Origin of the sequence: Mesosutterella porci (genome assembly GCF_022134585.1) — a bacterium.
Classification (GTDB): Bacteria; Pseudomonadota; Gammaproteobacteria; order Burkholderiales; family Burkholderiaceae_F; genus Mesosutterella; species Mesosutterella porci.
Genome location: NZ_JAKNCT010000001.1, coordinates 1 through 19120, shown reverse-complemented (window position 1 = coordinate 19120; position 19120 = coordinate 1). Strand labels below are relative to the sequence as shown.

Genomic DNA, 19120 nt, shown 5'->3' with positions numbered 1-19120 from the left:
CTGAGGGGACTCGCCCAGAGCATGACCGTCTGGGCCGCGCGGCCGCACATGCCGCGCTGAGGATGTGCGGGATTGGGAAACACCCGCACGGTGGTGAGCGATGGCTTTTCGCCTTTCTTTTTCAGGATCAGCAGGCCGCAGCCTCCGCCGCAGACCCTGCAGGCGCAGGGGCTCAGCCCTGTTGCTTGAGCTCCTCAATCTGCCTGGCGATGACTTTCCAGGAAATCGCCGTAGCTCCGAGCTCTGCTGCTCCTCCGGCCAGCACGCGCCGCCGCGAGAACCGCGGGGCGGTTCCCGTTTTTTTCTTTTGTCTCCATTTTGCTTTCCCGTTGTTGAAGCAGGGGGGCTTTCAGGACCGTATTTTTGTTTTCTCCGCTGTTACTGCTGCCCGGCCCGGGGTCGCCCCAATATTTGGAAACGTTTTATTTTTAGTTTAAAAACAATAAAATAGGACTTTAATCCTAGCCCGGTACTGGAGAAATGCCGGGGTTGGGACCGTGGGAAAAGTCCAGGAGTTTGAGAAGCGGCGGACATCGCCTTTGGAAAAGGATAAATCCATAATAAAAACAGTACGATATCAGTTTCGGCAGGTTTCGCCGTAAACGCGCTCAGGGCACCTCGCCCGGGCCGCTATGTTTCCCGGGGCGCGTCCCCGTCTTTCCGGGGGAAAATTCCGCTCGGACCCAGCCTTGCTCGTAGCTCTCCTAGGTACGAGCTTTGCCTGTTTTGCAAAATTATTTTGACCAAACGGTCCTAGGCGCAGCCCGCTCGCACCCTTATCCTTGAGCTTAAGACGGAAGACGGAGGCCGGGGCAGGGCTGAACCTATGATGGGATACTCAAAATTAGTGCCACGACTCGGAAGGCTCCTTCCTCTGCCAGAGGTGTTTCCTGCTTAATCACCTGTTTAATTGCATTAAAAAATTTCGTTTCTAAGCCTAGAGCCCGATCGTTCAAAAGACGACAGGTTATATGTTCTTTGAATAACACATGCAGTTTGATTATCTATTCCGGGGAGGGTTAATTGGTGAAAATAAAAACAGCTTATCAGTGGTTGTTCGGTTGTCTATAAGCGTCTAAAGGAGAATCCTCATGATTCCAGTACTTGTTGCGGCAATCGTGACAGTCATCGCGGGCTGGATGCTGATTAAACGCTACCAGACCCAGATGGTCCTGCTCGTTGCCGGCCTAGTCATCATCTACGTTTCGATATTCTGCGGTGTGGACTCGTTCCTGCCGAAGGGTGTGAAGCCCACCGGCTTCATCGGGTTTGACCCCTTCGCTCTGATGGAGGCGATCTCCAAGAAGCAGCTCACGAGCGTGGGTCTCATCATCATGGTCTCCGGCGGCTTCGCCGGCTACATGTCGCAGATCGGCGCCTCCAACGCGCTGGTCAAGCTTGTGGCTGAGCCGCTGAAGAAAATCAGCAGCCCCTACATTCTGCTGGCCGTGGCCTACATCCTGGGGCAGATCATCAACATCGTGATCGTGTCCGCGGCAGGCCTCACCATGCTGCTGCTGGTGAGCTTCTACCCGATTTTGATCCGCATCGGCGTATCCCGAGCAGCGGCAGCCTCGGCGCTGGTCTGTTCGTGCGGCATCGCAGCCGGCCCGCTCTTCGGCACCCAGCAGCTCGCCGCGAAGCTGGTCGGCATGGACCCGACAGCCTTCTATGTCGAGTATCAGCTGATCTGCGCGGTTCCGGCCGTGATTGCGATCGCCATTTCGCTCTACTTCGTTGAAAAGTACTTCGACAAGAAGAACGACGATGTCTATTCGACCGACAACCTGATGGACGACTCCAAGTCCAGCAAGGCCGAGCGCGTCTGCCCGAGCTGGTACGCCATCTTCCCGTTCGTGCCGATCATCCTGCTGTTCGTGTTCTCCAAATTCGGCATCTCCACGATCAAGCTGAACGTGATCACCTCGCTGTTCCTCACCTGGCTCGGCGTCATGGTGATTGAACTCATCCGCCTGCGCAACGTGAACGCCGTTTTCAAGGACGCGGTGGTCATGTTCAAGAAGATGGGCCAGATGTTCGGCGGCATCGTCGCGCTGGTGATCTGCGCTGAAGTGTTCGCCACCTCGCTGCGCGTTTCCGGCGCCATCCAGGCGATCATCAACCTCGCCTACCAGACAGGCTTCGGCGTGACCGGCATGACCGGCGTGCTCACCGGCATCGTGGGCGTGGTGACTGCCCTGACCGGTTCCGGCGTGGGCGCCTTCGCCTCCTTCGGCTCGCTCGCCAACGACGTGCACAACAGCCTGGGCGGGAACCTCCCGGCCATGGTGGTCCCGATGCATCTCGCGAGCTCGGTTTTCCGCTCCATGAGCCCTGTGGCCGGCTGCGTGATCGCCGCTGCCGCTGCCGCCGGCGTGAGTCCGATGGGCATCTGCCGCCGCACGGCGCTGCCGCTGTGCATCGGCTTTGTCGTGATCTTCGCTGCTAACCTCATCTTCAATATGTAATCTTTCGTATGTTACAAAGCCAGCCGGGACGCTCCGTCCCGGCCGGCCCGCCAGAGGAAACGAAATGGATTATCAGGCTTACGGAAACGATTACACCATCAAGCCCCTTGTGACTGAGTTGAAGAATCCGGTGAAGAACATTCTGCTCGTCGGCAATTCCTTCATGTACTTCAACTGTGGCGTGAACCCGATGCTGGTGGGTATCGCCGCCTCCAAGGGCATCAAGCTCGTTCTCACGCTGGTGGGTATCAGCGGTTCGAGCCTGTACTGGCACGACGTGAAGAGCTACCTGCGGCCCAACGGGCTTCGCAGCTACGCGTTCTCTTCCGACGGCAAGAACACCCTGCAGTTCATCAACTACCCAAACGGGAAGATCTTCGACGCCGTGGTGCTTGAGGACTCCTCCCAGGGGCCGATCCACCCCGAGCTCAACAAGCTTTTCGCACAGTCCGTGGCCCGCCACGGCGCGGACGTGAGGGCAACCGGCGCCGAGCCCATGCTGATGATGACCTGGGCCTACAAGGGACGCCCGGAGATGACCCGCCAGCTGGCCGACGCCATCACAAAGGAGGCGAACAAAAACCGCATGCCGGTCGCCCCCTGCGGGCTCGCCTTCGCGAGGGCGCTGCGGGAAATGCCGCAGCTTGAGCTCATCCGCACCGACAACCGCCACCCGACGGTCGCCGGCACCTACCTTGAAGCCTGCGTGTTCTTTGCGAGCCTTCTCAAGCAGACCCCGGAAGGGGCTGGCTTTTTCGGCAAGTACGACGACATGTCCGTCGATCCGGAAACGGGAGCGGGCCTGCAGCGCGCCGCCTGGGAGACGGTTTGCGACTTCAACGGCTGGTAACAAAAATATAGGCCGTTTCAGCGGCTGAGTTTCTTTTTTTCTCCGTGGTGCATCTTCCGTCCCGATGTTTTTTTGGGGACGGCCTTTTTTTGCCAGGAGACCGCGCAGCGGCTCCTCAGAAGGTGTGCCAGTCGTAGGCGTCGGCCTCCTGGTGCAGCGTGGCCGCCATACGCATCGCGGCCCGCGTGAGGGGGACGCCCCTGCGGTAGAGGAGGCTGTAGTGGCCCACAATCGGCCCGCAGTCGATCGGGATGATGGAAAGCCGGTCGCGGTACTTGCGGATCTGTACCGAGGACAGTAGCGACACGAATCCTTTTTCGAACAGCGGCACGCCCACGAGGTGGCTTCTCGTGTCGAGCCCTTGGCGCACGGAAAAGTGCGCAAAGCGGGAATTCTTCCTCATGCAGATCTGAAGCTCCCCGGTGACCCACCAGCGCGCCTCCGAGAGTTCCTCAAGCCGGGTCGCGTGCTCGAGCGGGTGGCCTTTCGCGCAGACGAACCGGAAGGGACAGTCAAAGAGGTGCTCGGAGGTGAACTCGCTGAAGCTCGCATCAGCGTCGGCGTTGCCCACCGCTAGGTCGAGGTAACCGCTCCTCAGATGCTGGATGTTCTGCCCGATGGGGTTGTCCTCAACGTGGACGCTGAGGTCCAGGAAGCTGTTCATCATCCGCTCGAGCGCGTTCGGAAAAATCGAGTTCCCCGTGATCGGGGAGAGGCCGATCGAGAGCTTCGTGTTGCTGCGTCCGGTGAGGGCCTGCGCCTCCTCGATCGCCCGGTCGATCTCGGAGAGCACGGAGCTCACGTGCTCGGCGAAGACCCTCCCGGCCTTCGTGAGCGTGATGCCCTGGCGGCCCCGTATCACCAGCGGCAGCTCCACCGTCTCCTCGAGCTCCTTGATGGTGCGCGACAGCGAGGGCTGCGGAATGTTGTTCGCCTTGGCCGCCGCGTTGATGGACCCGAACTTCGCCACTGTGACCAGCGACTCGAGCTGCTGAATTTTCGGCTTTCTCACGTCAACCCTCTGGACTATGCTGCTCTATGCCATAAATGGATAATACATTCATTTTTGGTATTCGGTAAAAAAACTGTTATTTATTACAATGTTGACAAATAAGCATGCGCCCTATATATGGATTTTGGATAAAGAGTGAGCATGGCTCCGCATGCGCTTAAGGGTGAGCCGGTCCAGCGGCCGGAATCTTTTTTTCAAACGAAAGGAGAAACTGCAATGCTTCACAGCAGATGGGCTAAGTTATCCGTTCTGACGGCTTTCTGCCTTGGCTTCGCCGCCGCTTCGGGTGCCGGCGTGCAGCCCGAAGTGAAAGACCTCGGAATGACTCCGAAGAGCATTCTCATAGTCGGCAACTCCTACATGTACTACAACTGCGGGCTCAACGGCTACTTGGGTGGGCTGATCCGCGAAAAAGCGAACCCGAAGATCAAGACCCGCATCGCTGCGATCGGCCGCGGAAACCTGAGCCAGTACCCGATCGCCGAATATCTGGACAACAACCTGCTCGCCTCCTATGACAAGAAATTCGGACAGCTCGGCGCGGGGCTCATGAAAAAGGAGCTGAAGAAGCGCGAGAGCTATGACCTTGTGATCATGCAGGCTAGCAACCGCGGAGTTGAGGACCAGAAGCGCGACGCCTTTTACGTTCCCAACCATGTGAAGGCCATCCGGGCCGCCGGCGGCACCCCCGTGATGCTGATGACCTGGGTGCAGAGAAAGAAGGGCGCTCCGGCCCAGTCGCTTGTGGCCGACAGCGTCACGAAGATCGCCAACGACAACCACATGATGGTGATTCCCGTGGGGCTCGCCTTTGAGGCGGCCCAGAAGGCCTATCCAGACGTGAAGTTCATTATGCCCGACAATACCCATCCGACGGCTGTGGGCTCCTATCTGATGGCCTCGACCATCTATGCGGCGCTTTACCACCGCGATCCTGTCGAGGCGGCGGGCTTTGCGGGCGGATGCGAAAAGCCGCTTGAGCCCGCGATGCGGCAGAACATGGCCCGCGTCGCCTGGGACACTGTGAAGGCCTGGTACGGCTGGAAGTAAGGAAAAGCTGAAGGAGAAAAGGAGAGAAAAAGATGAAAGCAGCCATATGTTTGCTTGCCGCGCTCGCTCTGGGTGCGGCCGTCACGGCGGCCGGCGCCGCCACGCTCGTGAACACGGTGCAGCCCAAGGTCACGCAGCTCAAGAACGGGGCTCCGAAGACCGGACTTTACGTCGGCAACTCCTTCACCTACTACAACTGCGGCGTGAACGGGTATGTCCGCGGCTTCACCAAGGAGGAGAAGCGCGACTGGATCGCCCGCATGATCACGATCTCCGGCGGGCGTCTGAGCTACCACTCCGTCAAGGAATACCTGGCGCCGCACCCGTTCGACGGCTATGACAAACACAAGCCGAAGTTCGACGTCGTGTTCCTGCAGGCCCAGTCGACCGAGCCGATCAACCCGAAGGAGCAGGCGAACTTCAACGAGTGGTTCGCTAGGCACGTCGCCACGATTCGCGAGGCCGGCAGCGAGCCGATTGCGATCATCACCTGGGCCCTGAAGGATAAGCCCGAGCAGTACCAGAAGCTTGCCGACGCGACGATTACTCAGGCAAACAAGCTGGGCGTCTACACAATCCCGGTTGGCCCGGCCTTCGCGGAAAGCCTGAAGACCCGCCCGGATCTCATCCTTCATATGCCCGACAAGCGCCATCCGACTGCGGCGGGCTCCTATCTCTACGGTTCGGTGATCTACTCGGCGCTCTTTCACAAGTCGCCCGAGGGCTTTAAGTTCCTGGGCGCCTGCGAAAAGCCGCTGAAGGCAGAGGATGCGAAGTACCTCCAGCAGGTGGCCTGGAAAGTGACGAAGGAGTTCTACGGCTGGAAGTAGCCGGACGCATCTTAAAAGACTTTTTTGCAGTGGCAGCGGTAGGGAGCCGGAGGGCAGGCCGGGTTTCTCCCGCTGTTTTTTTATCTTCGACCCGGTTGGCGCTGCGGGTGCAGCCCTTTGCTCTAGCTGATCTTGATCAGAAAGGAGGCGAGCTCGGCCGCACCCCGGATCATGAGCTTGAGCAGCAGTGAGCTTCTGTGTGCCTGGACGGTTTTTCGGTGATGCCCATCCGATCAGCCACCTGTTTGTTAAGCTCGCCGCGGACAATGCCGCGGGCTACTTCCTTTTCCCGCGGCGTCAGAGCCTCCCAGAGTGCGAGCGCGGATTCAAGGCGCGACTGGGACTCGTGCCCGCGGAGGTCCGCCTCCACCGCCTTCTCGATGGCGAGCAGCAGCCGCTCGGCCTTCACGGGCTTGGGCAGGAAGTCGGCGGCACCGTCCTTCAGGGCCTGGACCGCGGTGTCGTTGTCCCCGTGCGCAGTGGCGAAGATGACCGGAATGCGCGAGCTTCGCGCGGCGAGCTCTTTCTGCAGCTCGATCTCGCTCATGCCCGGCATATGGATGTCGAAGATGACGCAGTCGGGCACGCGCTCGTCGTCGAAATTGAGAAAGTCCTCGGCGCTCGCATAGGGGCGCACGCATAGGGGCGCACGCTCCAGCCCGCGCTTTCAATGATGAACTGCCAGGAATGCCGCACGGCGGTTTCGTCATCCACGGCGCGAATCACGGCAAGACTGTGGTCGACTGTCAATTCTTCCTCCCTTGCGGATAAGCAGCGCTGAGCGGCAGGGGCACGGTCTCCCGCCGCGCCCCGGGGTTCGTAGCGCTCGATTCCCACCGAACCCCCGCAGCCTTCGGCGAGCTCCCGGGTGATGCCGAGCCCCAGCCCAAGACCTTCGACGGAAGAAGGGCGGCCGAGCTTTTGCATACGCTCCAGAGCCTCGTCGGTGAGCCTCGGGCCGTTGTCCTGGACGCGCAACACGGCCCGCTCGCCGTGTCGTCCGATCCGCATCGCGATCCGGCCGGGCGCGCCACGGTCATTTTCCGGCAGGCTTCTTTGAAATTTCTCAGCAGATTCATGTAGATGATTCCAAGCTCCACCGGGTCGTCCCGGACGGAAAGCCGCGGTGAAGCTTCGAAGCTGACCGCAATGCCGGAGCTGCAGTGGCGCTTGAAGGTCTGGATCATTTTTTCAACCTCCTGCCCCAGATCGAGCTCGACGGGACTGCTGCGCCGGCCTTTCACGAAGTTTCGTACGTGCTCGACGATTTCGTCCGCCCGCTCGCCCGCAGCTTCGATTTCGTCAAGGCTCGACAAAAGGATCCCGCGGTCGACCGGACTGCGAGAGAGTCTGATGCGAAGCCCCTGGGCGTAGTTGGTGATCACGACAAGAGGCTGCCGCAGCTCGTGGGCGAGCATGCTCGCGATAAGCCCCACCGCCTTCACTTTCTCGAGCGAGTAGATCGTCTGTGCGCTCTGCTTGAGCTAGAGCTCGGCCTTGATCTGCCGCTCCCGGGCCCGGGCGAGCGCCGCGGTCCGGCGGTACGTGATCCGCGTGAGCGCGGCCGAGTAGAGAAAAAGTGCGAGCAGCACCAGCAGACCGCCCAAAAAGTAGCCCTTGTAGCGCTGGATGAAATTCGAGACGCTCGGCTTCCTCGGCTCGAGGTTCATCAGCGTAAAAAGCTCCTGCATGGGCTTTATGTCGCTCGAGACGGTTCAGTAGACGCCGAGCGCGGGCGAAGGCGGCAGAGCGAGCACTTCCTTCAGTATCCGGCGGGCGTCGGCCGCGGGCAGGGTGGGCTTCACCGAAAGGAACCAGCCCGGATAGAGCGCGTTCGAGTGCCGGCAGGAAAAGTCAGGGTCTTTTTTCTCCGCAATCACGCGGAATTCGCCCCGTGCGATCCGGCCCGATTCCTCCAGCTCTTCGAGCAGGCACGTGATCACGAAGCCCACGTCGGCGCGTCCGGATTTCACCTCGCGCAGGACGTTGTCCATCGGCATGCCGACTTCGCGGATGGAAGAGAAAATCGCCTCGGGGTTCTGGCCCGAGCGCATCAGCTCGCCCGCGGGTACCTGCCAGCCCGCGATGGCCCTGCGGGTCACGATGGCAAGGCTCCTGCCCTGCAGATCCGCAAGGGTCCGGACCGGGGAGTCGGCCCGGGCGATGGCGTCCACCGGTTCTGAAAAGTAGCGCAGCGAGATCGCCTCGCCGAAGCTGTTTACGACCGCCAGGCGGACCGGTTCGTCCGGCCCGGGCGCTGCTCTCCCAAGGACGAAGCAGCAGAGCAGGGCCAGGGCTCTTCTCAACATGGGCTCAGTGCGGTCGAAAATCCACTCACGGCGGGACCGGAGTCATATTTGCCAGCCCGGAGTCAGGCCACGCCGCGGTAGATCAGCTGGCAGCCCACCAGAATCATCGCAATGCAGAGCAGCTTCAGGATGAACTTGGGCTTGCTCTTTTTCGCGATCTTCACGCCCAGCTGTGCGCCCACGATCGCGCCGACCCCGACGGCGATCGCCGGGACCCAGAGAATGTGCCCGAGGCTCGCGTGGCTGATCACGCCGATGAAGGCGCTCACCATGAGCACGAAGGTTGAGGTGGCCGTGGCTACGATGGCAGGGAACCCCAGCACGAACATCATCATCGGCACATGGATGATGCCGCCCCCGATGCCGAGAATCGAGGAGATGAAGCCCACGAAGAAGGAGAGGAAGACGCCAAGCCAGAGATTGAACTTCGCCGTGGCGGGATCGAACTCATCCAGAGGCGTCGTCGGCCTCTTGGCGCGGCTCTTCCAGTACATGAAGCAGGCAAGAGCCATCAGCGTGAGACCGAAGGTGATTGAAAAGCCGGGGCCGGAGAAGTACTCGGAGAGGTACCCGCCGAGAAATGCGCCCGGGATGGTCGCAATGGCGAAGGGAACGGCCGCCCGGAACATGATGAGCTTTGAACGCCAGTAGGCCCAGGTGCCCGACACGGAGTTCAGAAGGACGCCGAAGAGGCTCGTACCGATCACCTGCTGCACGGTCTGGAAGGTCGAGCCGTGGGGAGGCATCATGGTGAGCATGAAAAGAGGCACCATGATGAGGCCGCCGCCTAGCCCGACCAGCGCGCCAAAGCAGCCAACGCCGATGCCGACGACAAAAAGAGTTATGAATTCAAGCATGTTTATCTCGCTTTCCGAAGAAAGAGTTTAAAACAGGACTCCCTGCGGGAAGCTGTTTGACTTCGGGAGCGGGTCCGGCGATCTTTAGTCTAAACGCTAAGCCGGCGGCCCTTCTCCAAGCAGGCGTGTGGATTACCCTGACAAACGGCGCCCCTGCCGTTTTTCCTTTCAGGACTCGGAGCGAGAACCGCTCGAGGGCTTCCACCACAGGGGCTTTGCCTCGGGCTGCAGGGGGAGCGTTTCCTCGATCTCGGAGACCACCGCCATGTAGTCCCCGGCCCTGCGGGTCTTGAGGAGCTTTTTAAAGATCCGTTCCCCGCCCTCGAAAAGTGTCCTCAGATAGAACCAGTACTGCTTCATGTGGCCCACCGTGTTGCCGACGCTACCGAAGGCTTCGGTCAGCTCTTCGAACAAAGTCCGGTGGAAGGCGAAAAGCTCTTTTCTCGAACAGGCGGGGCCCCCGCGGGCCATTCGGAAGAAGGCGGGATTCGCCACCGCGGCGCGTCCGACCATAACGCTGTGAAGATTCGGAAAAGCGTCGCGCAGCTCCGCGAGCTCCCTGGTCATCACGATGTCCCCGTTGTAGCCGGCCCTGTGCGCGAACCCGGGGAGGAACCGGGCGAAGGCTCCGCGCCTGGCATCCCCCTTGTAGAAATCCTCGCGGACTCTCGCGTGCACAATGAGCTCCGAGATGGGAAAGCGATTGTAGATGCGCAGAAGGTCCTCGAATTCGTCCTCGTTTCTCCAGCCGAGCCGGGTCTTGACCGACACCGCGATCGGCAGAGGTTCGCTGAAGGCTTTTTCAAAGAAGGATTCGAGAGCGAAGGGGTCGCGCAGCATCCCGCTGCCCTTGCCTTTGGCGGTGACCGTGCCCATGGGGCAGCCGAGGTTCAGGTTCACCTCGCAGTAGCCCATGGAGGCGAGGCTGAGCACGGCCCAGCGGAAGTTTTCAGGGCTCTGGGTGAGCAGCTGTGGCACCACAGGAACACCCTTGTTGTTCTCGGGTGCGATGTCTCGCAACTGCCTTTCGGTAAACCTTGGCTCGTGCGTCGGCGTCACGAAGGGCATGTAATACAGGTCGGGCCCTCCGAAATAGCGGTGGTGGCATCGTCTGAAAACAACGCCGGTGAGGCCCTCCATGGGGGCGAAGGTTAGGAGCATAAGACTGCGGCGGACTTCAAGGTTTAAGCGGAAAAAAGCATTTTAAGACTGAGTCAGCTCGGAGAGCGCCGGCTGTTCGTGCGAAAGCGTCGTCGGCTCTCCGTGCCCGCAGAAAAGGCGCGTGTCATGAGGCAGCTTTCTCAGCAGCTGCCTCAGCGTTTTCAAAAGGTCGGCGGAGCTTCCTCCTGGCAGGTCAGTCCGCCCGACGGACCCGCGGAAAATGGTGTCCCCGACGAAGGCCGCTCCGTCATTTTTGGAATAGAAAACCGTTCCGTCAGCGGTGTGGCCCGGGGCGGGGATCGTCTCGAGGCTGAGCTCGGGCACTCCCGGCAGGACGATTTCGGTTCCGGGGTCAAAATATCGGATCAGGGGGCTTTTGAGGGTCATCGGAGAGCCGGCCGCGGCCGAGAGGTTCCAAAGCGGGTTTTCAAGGTACAGGCGCCCTTTGCCGCTGATGAAAACCGGGACTTGAAGCGTCTCCAGCAGCTCGGGCACCGCGCCGATATGGTCGAAATGGCCGTGGGTGATGGCAATCGCATGAGGCCGGAGGCCGCGTTTTTCGAGTTCAGTGAGCAGCCGGCCGGGTTCAGCGCCCGGATCAATGAGGAGTCCCGCGCCCTTTTCGTTTTCCAGAAAATAACAGTTCGTGGGAATCCAGTCCGTGAGCGTAAATGCTTCAATCCGGTTCATCGCTCGATCCTTAAATTCTTTGGGCTTGACCCATGTTGTAATACCGGCGGGGGCTTCGCCGACGTCCTGCCTCCTTTCGGGTCATAATTTCTCCAGCCGCGGGCCCCGGGCGCCTTATCGGATCTTTTCCAAGGGTCCGGGGAAAAGGCAGGCAGGGCGGGCCCCGGCAAAAAATTGCTCTTATTTTAAAAGGAAAACGCTCGGGCCTTTTTCCGAGCCAGTTGAATTCTCAGGGAGAAATAAAACATGAAGCGCCGTATCTTCATTAGAGCCGCGACAGCGGCCGCAGCTTCCGTCCTCCTCGCCGCCTGCGGCAAAAAGCAGGGCGCAACTTCCTCCGCTGCTGCCGCCGCGGACAAGAAGGAGATTATCCTGGGCGTCACCGCCGGCTCTTCCGAACAGATCGCCGAACAGGTGGCCAAGGTGGCTGAAAAGAACGGGCTCAAGATCACCGTGAAGACTTTCGGCGACTACGTGGCCGTCGACACGGCACTTGCTCAAGGCGACATCGATCTCAACGCTTTCCAGCACCAGCCTTATCTTGATAACTTCAACGCGAAGAACAAGACGGATCTCGTGCCGATTGCGAAGACTTATCTCGCGCCGATCGCGGGATATTCGAAACGGTACAAGAACGTGAAGGATGTGCCCGACGGCGCCACCGTGACGATTCCTAACGATCCCACGAACGGGGGCCGCGCCCTCGTGGAGCTCTCGAGGCTGGGGTGGATCAAGGTGAAGGAGGGCGTTCCGGCCTCGAAGCTCACGCCGAAGGACGTCGTGGCTAACCCGAAGAAAATCAAGATCGTGGAGCTGGAGGCCCCGCAGCTGCCACGGTCGCTCGATGACTCGGATGTGGCCGTGATCAATGCGGGTTACGCCATTTCCGCCGGTCTAAACAGCAAGAAGGACTCGATTTTCGCAGAATCCACGGAGACCAGCCCGTACGTCAACGTGATCGCGGCGAGGAAGGGGACGGAGAACACGCCGGCCTACCAGAAGGCGGTCGAGGCCTACCGGTCCCCGGAAGTGAAGAAGTACATCGAGGACACCTTCAAGGGGGCGCTGGTGCCTTCCTGGTAACCGGATGTCTGCGGTTATCCTCAAACCCTGAGATGGCGGCGCCGGGCGGGCGAAGATCCTGCCCTGTCCGCCATTCTTGTTCATTCCTGTGTGAGAAAAATTTTCGCAAGAGGCGGCATGAGAATCGATAAAGCGGTCATTCGGCAGATGAAGCTCATTTTCAAGACAGGCTTTCGGACGAGCTTCGGCAACAGCGTGGTGAAGGACTTCTTGCTCGTAGAGCTCACGGACCCTGAGGGCCGGACGGGCTGGGGCGAATGCTCGGCTTTCATGCGTCCCTGGTACAACGAGGAAACCACGGTGGGCGCGCGGTATGTGATTGGAGAGTTCCTGCTGCCGGCTCTCCTTCGCGCTGAGGAGGTGGAAAGTCCGGAGAAGTTTTACGACGCTTCGTCCTGGATTCGCCGCAACCGCATGGCACGCTCCGCGGTCGACTGCGCGCTCTGGGACCTCTGGAGCCGTGAACAGGGGGTCCCGGAATGGAAAGCCCTCGGAGGCGTCCGTACCGAAATCGAGTCCGGCGTGTCGCTTGGCATTGAGCCTTCGCCCGAGCAGCTCCTCAGGAAAATCGAAAAGTACCGGGCCGAGGGCTACAGACGCGTCAAGTGCAAGATCAAGCCCGGCTTTGACATCGCCTATCTCGAGGCTGTGCGCCGTGAGTTTGGGGACATCGTTCTGATGGCGGACGCCAATTCGGCCTATACGCTGAAGGATCTGGACCTTTTCCGCAGAATGGACGAGCTCGGGCTTCTCATGATAGAGCAGCCTCTCGCCTGCGACGACATTGTGGATCACGCGCAGCTGCAGGCCGCGATCAGGACTCCGGTATGCCTGGACGAAAGCATCGATTCTACGGAGACGGCGCGCAGGGCCATCGAACTCGGCAGCTGCCGGATCATCAACATTAAGGTCGCCCGCGTCGGGGGCCTCACCGAAGCCCGCCGCCTGCAGGCGCTTTCTGCGGTGCACGGGGTGGGCTGCTGGTGCGGAGGCATGGTCGACGCCGGGGTCGCCCGCGGGCACAACATCGCCGCGGCGACGCTCCCGAACTACGTTTACCCGAATGACATCCCGTCCTCCGACCGCTATTACGCAGAGGACATCGTCACGCCTTCCACCTTCATCGACCGGAATGCGAAGATCCAGGTTCCGCAGCGTCCCGGCACGGGGTTTGAGCCCGCCTGGGACGTCATCGAACGCCACACTGTGCGGACCTGGGAGTTCACCCGGGAAAGCGTCAGGGAGAGCGCCTCATGAAAGCGCCAGAGGTAAAAGCTGTGCCGGTCCCGGTGAACCTGGGGCAGGTGTTCGCTGCACTTGCCGCAGAAAAGCAGCTGATGCTGGACACCTGGCAAGATCTGGTGAACAGTGACTGCGGGTCCAGAAACAAAGCCGGCGTGGATGCTTGCGGGAGGCGCGTGCAGGTCTTCCTCGAGTCGCTGGGCTTTCGCGTGCGTTTCCATGAATATGAAAAGGCGGGGAACTTCCTTGTCGCTGAGCGGGGCGATACGTCAAAGCCCTTCGTCGCGCTGTTGGGTCACCTCGATACCGTATTCCCGGACGGTGAGGCCGCGGCCCGACCCTTCACGGTTCGTGACGGGCGGGTGGCCGGCCCCGGGGCCCTGGACATGAAGGGCGGCGTTACGGTGATGCTCTACGCCCTCAAGGAGCTAATCGAGGCGGGCTGGAACCGCCTGCCCGTGAAAGTTCTTCTGCCGGGCGATGAAGAGGTAGGACACGGCAGCTCAGGCGCGGCGGAAGATCTGGTGCGAGAGGCGAAGGGAGCGCTTTGCGGCTTCAACTTGGAGACGAGCTACCCTGACAACTCCGTGGTGGTAGAGAGGAAGGGGGCCGCCTTTTTCCGACTTGAGGTGAAAGGCATCGGAGCCCACGCGGGCAACAACCCGCAGGACGGGCGGAGTGCCATCGTCGAGCTCGCCTCGAAGATTCTTAAAATCAGCGCGCTCACCGATTGGGGAAAAGGCACGACGCTCAATCCCGGGATGGTCGGAGGGGGAACCGCCGCCAACGCGATCGCGGAGAAGGCCTGGTGCGTCATTGACGTGCGCTATCGGACCGAGGCCGAATTCGAAAGGGTGGAAAGTGCCCTGCGGGACATTGCCACCAGCAGCCTGGTGCCGGACACCCATGGGTCGCTTACCCTGACATGCCGGCTCGCTGCGATGGAGCGGACGGCCGGGTCTGAAGCGCTTTTTGAAAAGATCAACGCCATCGCGCAGCGTCACGGATTTCCTGCGATGCTGGCGAAAGCCGTGGGCGGGGGATCGGATTCCGCCTACCTCGTAAAAGCCGGCGTTCCGGTCGTTTGCGCCCTGGGAGTGAAAGGGGAGTTCAATCACACGGTCCGGGAGTACGCGCTCGAAAGCTCGCTGCTAGAGCGCGCGCGGCTCCTCGCGGCCATTCTTTGCGAAATCGAAATCTAGTGAGGAGGCTTTTTTAAGCGGGATCAGCCCCGGATCGTAGCGTCCGGGGCTGAAGCAATCAGGAGCCGGATCCGGCACAGTCCTAACGGACGCCGGAAGCCTTAACGCGGTCCTCTACGTTTTTGATGCGCTCGGCCGTGTCCGGGTGGTCGCCGAACATTTTTTGAAGCATGGTCGAGCCCTGGCCCTCGGTCGAGATCTTTCTCAGAGCCGAGGCCATGGCAAGGGCCTTCTGCCTTCCGTTCTTCTCGTGAAGAAGAAGGTCGACGCTGTAGTTGTCCGCTTCAGTCTCAAGCCTCTGGGAGTACTGGGCGCTGATTGCGGAGTAGGTCACGCGTTCGAGAAGTTCGCTGCCCGTGCCGCCCAGGCCCAAGACCGAGCCGATGGCGTTGGCGGCCGACATGCCCAGGGCGACTCCATTGTTGGTTCGGTACTGCTGCACGCTGTGCCTGAGCGCGACGTGTCCGATCTCGTGTCCCAAAACTGCACGCACCTCATCGTTGTTGAGCCGGTCCAGCAGGGCGGAGTAGACCCTAACGCAGCCGTTTGGCATTGCGAAGGCGTTCATGTCCTTGGTTTGGTAGACCTTATAGTTGAGGGTCTGCCCGTTCACCACTTCAGGCAGTCCCTGGCGGATCACGCGCATGCGGGAGTCGTATCGCGTTGTGATCTGACTTTTGGCGTCAAGCTTCTGACAGCTCTGCGTCGCCGAGGCGATGATGTCCTGCTCGGAACCCAACGACTCCATGCTGCCGCAGCCCGTAAGAGTAAGGGGAAGCGCTGCAGCGGCTATTAAAAAAACGGTTTTGACAGACATATAGGTGCTTCAAGGAATAGCGGGAAGAACTACCTCAAATCCGAATATCGCTCTCGCTCGCAAGCAGCCTGCAGCGAGCCATTTGAAGCGTTTTCTGGATCAGGGAATTCGGGACTAGAAAAAGGACCAAAACAAAAGGCGGTGAACGCCGTTAAGATCATTGAAGTCACCACACTGTCAATGTAACGACGCCACTGCTTTGTCCAGTTTAACAAATTCATCCCTGCCGCCCAAACTCGATTTTCTCTCCCAGCTCCGCTGCCCCGGTTCTTTCATCAAAGACATGAAACGAGGAGCGGACGGAAGCATTCACATCTACTTGGAACCTGTGTGCGAAGCAGTCTGCCCCGCTTGCGGTAAACGGTGTTCCTCAATTCACGAAAGCACGCGACGGATTGTGAGAGACGCGCCTCTGATGACGCGGGAACGCGTGTACGTTCACTTTGAAGCCCGGCGGGTTCAATGCAGCTGCGGCTGTCATAGGACGGAACGCCTGCCCTGGGTCAGCCAGCGATCCAGGCTGACGAATCTGATGATCGCTAACATCCCATCCCTGCTCCGGCTCCGTGTGTCCATCAACGATGCAGCCGCCCACGACCGCCTGGGCTGGGACACGGTCAAGGCTTGTGACAAGGTTCTCCTCAAGTCTTTATTCCAGAAAGTTGATTTCACCGGTGTGAAACACCTGGCCATTGACGAATTCGCCGTCCATAAGGGACATCGGTACGCAACGGTCGTCATGGATCTGGACACAAGGCGCATCCTGTGGGTAGGAAAGGGAAAAAGCCGCAGAGACGTGGAGCCCTTCTTTGAACTCCTGCGGCAACACCACGCCTCCGGCCAGATCCAGTCCGCATCCTGCGACATGAACGCCGCATATCCTCGGATGGTGAAGGATCACCTGAAGGGGGCGGTCGCGGTCTATGACCTTTTCCACGTCATGGCCAATTTTATCAAGGAGGTCCTGACTGAGGCCAAGACCGTCATCCGTGAGCAGATACGGAAGGAACTTCGTAAAAACAGCAAAATCCGGGAGAACGAGGAAACGAGGGAAAGCAGAGCCGGTCTGGTCAGGAAGCTCTCCGATTTGAAAAGCGCGGAATGGGTGCTTGCGCGGCGGCCGGACGATCTGCAGGTCGACAGACAGGAGCAGTTGAACCGTCTGAAGGCCGACAACGAGCTACTGGCTTCCCTCTACCCGATTGCCGATTTAATCCGAAGAATATGGTGCTGCCGTTCGGAGGTTCCGGCTCGTGAGGAATTACAAAAAACAAAAAACCTGCTGGAGGCTGCAGCTGAGAAACATGATTTCAGTCCGGCACGGAGATTTGCCAAAATGCTCGGCCGCCGCGCAGAAGGCATTGTCAATGCCGGGAAGTTCAAACGGGGTACCGGCCCCCTTGAAAGAGCGAACAACGCGATCAAAGTGCTCAGGCGAATGGCATACGGCTTCAGAGACTTTGAGTATTTTGTACTGAAAATCAAGTCAATTTTCCCCGGAAGGAACCCGTCTCCATGGAGAAGCCTTCCAGACTATGCCGCTGTGTTGAAATCAGGGCTGTGGGTACCAGCCTTTCCCGGTATACCGTGAAGAACCTTTTTCTTAAGCTTTGCCTGAATGATTGAGTGCAGTAAAAGATAAGGAAGAGCAAAAAAACAGAGCCGGATTATTCCGGCCCTGTCTGAAGTTGCCCAAGGACACGCTTTTCACTGAGTGCTGATTTTCAGCCAGCCCGTCGGACAACGCGGTACTGTGGGGTAATAGCCATGGCTTGCCGGGCAGTAAAAATAGTCCGCTGCTGGAGGGGGCGGAGGGAGAGCAGCCGCAGGCTGAGGCGTGTTGATCTCAACGTACTTTGTTGCTGAAGATCCGATGTTAAGCACAGCGGCGGTCGCTAGCACTGCGGCTCCAACACCAAGCGGCCAGGCCCAGCCCCAGTCGTTATGGTAGTAATGGTGATGGTACGGGCGATAGCCTCTGTCCCAATGGCCCGGAGCGGGCGCTGTCCACGCGGGCGGCGGCGCCCCCCATCCCGGACCCCTGTGCGGTCCGGGCCCGGCTATTGCAGGGGCTGATAATGCAGCCGCAAGAGTCGTGACCGCAGTAATGATAAGTAGGCGTTTCATGATCCGCTCCTTGGTGGGGACCGGGCAATGAGACCGTTGAAGGTGCTCCCGGTTCCTTCTTTTTTGATTATGGTGCTGATCGTCGAAAAAGAGCGTTGAAAACTATTTCATTTTGTGTCGGGTTTCTTTGTCCAACGGGTGAAGGTGCCCGTGCATCCGCCGTCGGTGAAGGACCCCAGCTTTTCAATGGTCCATTTTTCAGGGTTCGTGATTGTGAAATATGTGTCGCCGTCGAACTCCTGGTCGATTTCAGTGATGTAGGCTTCGGAGAGCCTGGGCAGAGCGGCTCTGTAGGTTTCGGCTCCCCCTATTACGAAAGCCTTTTCCTCTTCGGGGATGAGCCGGAGAGCGTCTTCAAGGGTTCTAACGATCGTAATGCCGTCTATCTGTTCAGTATGGGTGCGGGACAAAACGATATTCTTGCGTCCGGGCAGGGGCCTGCCGATGGACTCCCAGGTGCGCCACCCCATAATGATGGGGTGTCCTAAGGTTACTTTTTTGAAAAATTTCAAATCGGCTGAAATGTGCCAGGGGATGCTTCCGCGGTTGCCGATAACGCCGTTTTTGGATCGGGCCACAATCATGGATAACGTTGTCATGGTTGGTTTCCTGTTTATCTACTGTTTCCTGGTTAATTAAAGCAGAGCTGAGCGCCTTTAGGCAGGGCATCAAAAAAATATTTGCATTTTTAAAATTGAACGTGTAAGATAACAATCCTGTCGCGATTGACGCGGATCTGTTCCAAATCAAAAGCGCAGTGATCTTTAAAAACTGAACAACGAACCGATAAGCGTGGGCATCTGGTTTTTGAGAGCCTCAGGAATTCCTTCGGGAGTTCCGCTCAAAAGAAATCAGGTGCTCGAAAAAAAACGAATGGAAGATAGAAGGCTTCGCAGGAAGCTTTCGCATCACCAGTCGATGATTTTGAGCGCGACGCCCTGGAAACAGGGCAGCAGTAACAGCAGTGATTGAACTCAAGAGTTTGATCCTGGCTCAGATTGAACGCTGGCGGCATGCCTTACACATGCAAGTCGAACGGCAGCGGGGGAGCTTGCTCCTGCCGGCGAGTGGCGAACGGGTGAGTAATGTATCGGAACGTGTCCTGTTGTGGGGGATAACTGGTCGAAAGATCAGCTAATACCGCATAAGACCCGAGGGTGAAAGTGGGGGACCGCAAGGCCTCACGCGACAGGAGCGGCTGATATCTGATTAGCTGGTTGGTGGGGTAAAAGCTTACCAAGGCGACGATCAGTAGCTGGTCTGAGAGGACGACCAGCCACATTGGGACTGAGACACGGCCCAGACTCCTACGGGAGGCAGCAGTGGGGAATTTTGGACAATGGGGGCAACCCTGATCCAGCAATGCCGCGTGCGGGATGAAGGTCTTCGGATTGTAAACCGCTTTTGTCAGGGACGAAAAGG

At 59.2% G+C, this 19120-nt stretch carries 18 protein-coding genes, 1 rRNA gene and 1 pseudogene; 9 read left to right on the top strand and 11 right to left on the bottom strand.

The genetic code is table 11. The annotated features are described in order from the left end of the window. Positions 1 to 1091: 1091 nt before the first annotated feature. Both dcuC and MAF45_RS00090 read left to right on the top strand, forming a co-directional pair. A complete protein-coding gene (dcuC, locus tag MAF45_RS00095) occupies positions 1092 to 2468 on the top strand; it encodes a C4-dicarboxylate transporter DcuC (protein WP_237977515.1) in 1377 nt (458 codons plus the stop codon). Positions 2469 to 2532: 64 nt separating this feature from the next. Further along, entirely contained in the window at positions 2533 to 3318 is a 786-nt protein-coding gene (locus MAF45_RS00090) for a DUF4886 domain-containing protein (protein WP_237977514.1), read from the top strand. A 115-nt stretch (positions 3319 to 3433) separates the two neighbouring features. On the opposite strand, the gene MAF45_RS00085 is transcribed toward MAF45_RS00090, so the two are convergent. Beyond that, complete coding sequence (locus MAF45_RS00085) at positions 3434 to 4330, bottom strand: LysR family transcriptional regulator (protein ID WP_237977513.1); 897 nt, start codon at positions 4328 to 4330, stop codon at positions 3434 to 3436. 216 nt (positions 4331 to 4546) lie between these two features. Between MAF45_RS00085 and MAF45_RS00080 the strand changes: the two genes are divergently transcribed. Together MAF45_RS00080 and MAF45_RS00075 are read left to right on the top strand one after the other, a co-directional pair. Next, positions 4547 to 5380 (top strand): SGNH/GDSL hydrolase family protein, encoded by an 834-nt coding sequence (locus MAF45_RS00080; RefSeq protein WP_237977512.1) that lies wholly within the window; start codon positions 4547 to 4549, stop codon positions 5378 to 5380. A 32-nt stretch (positions 5381 to 5412) separates the two neighbouring features. Next, the gene (locus tag MAF45_RS00075; RefSeq protein ID WP_237977511.1) at positions 5413 to 6210 is read left to right on the top strand and encodes an SGNH/GDSL hydrolase family protein; all 798 of its coding nucleotides are present in this window, start codon (positions 5413 to 5415) and stop codon (positions 6208 to 6210) included. A 169-nt stretch (positions 6211 to 6379) separates the two neighbouring features. Here the strand turns inward: MAF45_RS00075 and MAF45_RS00070 are convergent, their stop codons facing one another. The 8 genes and pseudogenes from MAF45_RS00070 to MAF45_RS00040 form a co-directional block, all read right to left on the bottom strand. Beyond that, on the bottom strand, positions 6380 to 6868 hold the full coding sequence (locus MAF45_RS00070; protein WP_283206952.1) for a response regulator transcription factor: 489 nt from the start codon (positions 6866 to 6868) through the stop codon (positions 6380 to 6382). Continuing rightward, positions 6754 to 7221 carry an ATP-binding protein gene (locus MAF45_RS11430; RefSeq protein ID WP_370659298.1) on the bottom strand — a complete coding sequence of 156 codons (468 nt, stop codon included), beginning with the start codon at positions 7219 to 7221 and terminating at the stop codon, positions 6754 to 6756. Before MAF45_RS11430 ends, MAF45_RS00070 begins: the two co-directional genes overlap by 115 nt. Positions 7222 to 7457: 236 nt before the next feature. Further along, a pseudogene (locus tag MAF45_RS11425) lies at positions 7458 to 7628 on the bottom strand (histidine kinase dimerization/phospho-acceptor domain-containing protein); the annotation flags it as partial. Positions 7629 to 7694: 66 nt separating this feature from the next. Next, on the bottom strand, positions 7695 to 7901 hold the full coding sequence (locus MAF45_RS00060) for a hypothetical protein (protein WP_237977508.1): 207 nt from the start codon (positions 7899 to 7901) through the stop codon (positions 7695 to 7697). A 24-nt stretch (positions 7902 to 7925) separates the two neighbouring features. After that, the gene (locus MAF45_RS00055) at positions 7926 to 8519 is read right to left on the bottom strand and encodes a phosphate/phosphite/phosphonate ABC transporter substrate-binding protein (RefSeq protein ID WP_237977507.1); all 594 of its coding nucleotides are present in this window, start codon (positions 8517 to 8519) and stop codon (positions 7926 to 7928) included. 62 nt (positions 8520 to 8581) lie between these two features. Beyond that, positions 8582 to 9376, bottom strand: a complete 795-nt coding sequence (locus MAF45_RS00050) for a sulfite exporter TauE/SafE family protein (protein WP_237977506.1) — start codon at positions 9374 to 9376, stop codon at positions 8582 to 8584. 168 nt (positions 9377 to 9544) lie between these two features. Beyond that, positions 9545 to 10537: a tRNA dihydrouridine synthase gene (locus tag MAF45_RS00045; RefSeq protein ID WP_237977505.1), complete on the bottom strand. Its 993-nt coding sequence runs from the start codon at positions 10535 to 10537 to the stop codon at positions 9545 to 9547. Positions 10538 to 10579: 42 nt separating this feature from the next. Next, on the bottom strand, positions 10580 to 11227 hold the full coding sequence (locus tag MAF45_RS00040) for an MBL fold metallo-hydrolase (protein WP_237977504.1): 648 nt from the start codon (positions 11225 to 11227) through the stop codon (positions 10580 to 10582). Positions 11228 to 11473: 246 nt separating this feature from the next. On the opposite strand from MAF45_RS00040, the gene MAF45_RS00035 reads away from it, so the two are divergent. From MAF45_RS00035 to MAF45_RS00025, 3 genes are all read left to right on the top strand, one after another. Further along, a complete protein-coding gene (locus tag MAF45_RS00035; protein WP_237977503.1) occupies positions 11474 to 12310 on the top strand; it encodes a MetQ/NlpA family ABC transporter substrate-binding protein in 837 nt (278 codons plus the stop codon). A 117-nt stretch (positions 12311 to 12427) separates the two neighbouring features. Then, on the top strand, positions 12428 to 13567 hold the full coding sequence (menC, locus tag MAF45_RS00030; protein WP_237977502.1) for an o-succinylbenzoate synthase: 1140 nt from the start codon (positions 12428 to 12430) through the stop codon (positions 13565 to 13567). Next, positions 13564 to 14754 carry a M20 family metallopeptidase gene (locus MAF45_RS00025; protein ID WP_237977501.1) on the top strand — a complete coding sequence of 397 codons (1191 nt, stop codon included), beginning with the start codon at positions 13564 to 13566 and terminating at the stop codon, positions 14752 to 14754. Before menC ends, MAF45_RS00025 begins: the two co-directional genes overlap by 4 nt. 82 nt (positions 14755 to 14836) lie before the next feature. Here the strand turns inward: MAF45_RS00025 and MAF45_RS00020 are convergent, their stop codons facing one another. Continuing rightward, positions 14837 to 15571, bottom strand: a complete 735-nt coding sequence (locus MAF45_RS00020; protein ID WP_237977500.1) for a M48 family metalloprotease — start codon at positions 15569 to 15571, stop codon at positions 14837 to 14839. 283 nt (positions 15572 to 15854) lie between these two features. Between MAF45_RS00020 and MAF45_RS00015 the strand changes: the two genes are divergently transcribed. After that, entirely contained in the window at positions 15855 to 17162 is a 1308-nt protein-coding gene (locus MAF45_RS00015) for an ISL3 family transposase (RefSeq protein ID WP_237977805.1), read from the top strand. A 643-nt stretch (positions 17163 to 17805) separates the two neighbouring features. Here the strand turns inward: MAF45_RS00015 and MAF45_RS00010 are convergent. Continuing rightward, positions 17806 to 18297 (bottom strand): dihydrofolate reductase, encoded by a 492-nt coding sequence (locus MAF45_RS00010; RefSeq protein ID WP_237977499.1) that lies wholly within the window; start codon positions 18295 to 18297, stop codon positions 17806 to 17808. A gap of 371 nt (positions 18298 to 18668) precedes the next feature. Here MAF45_RS00010 and MAF45_RS00005 point away from each other — a divergent pair. Further along, positions 18669 to 19120 (top strand): 16S ribosomal RNA (locus MAF45_RS00005); the annotation flags it as partial.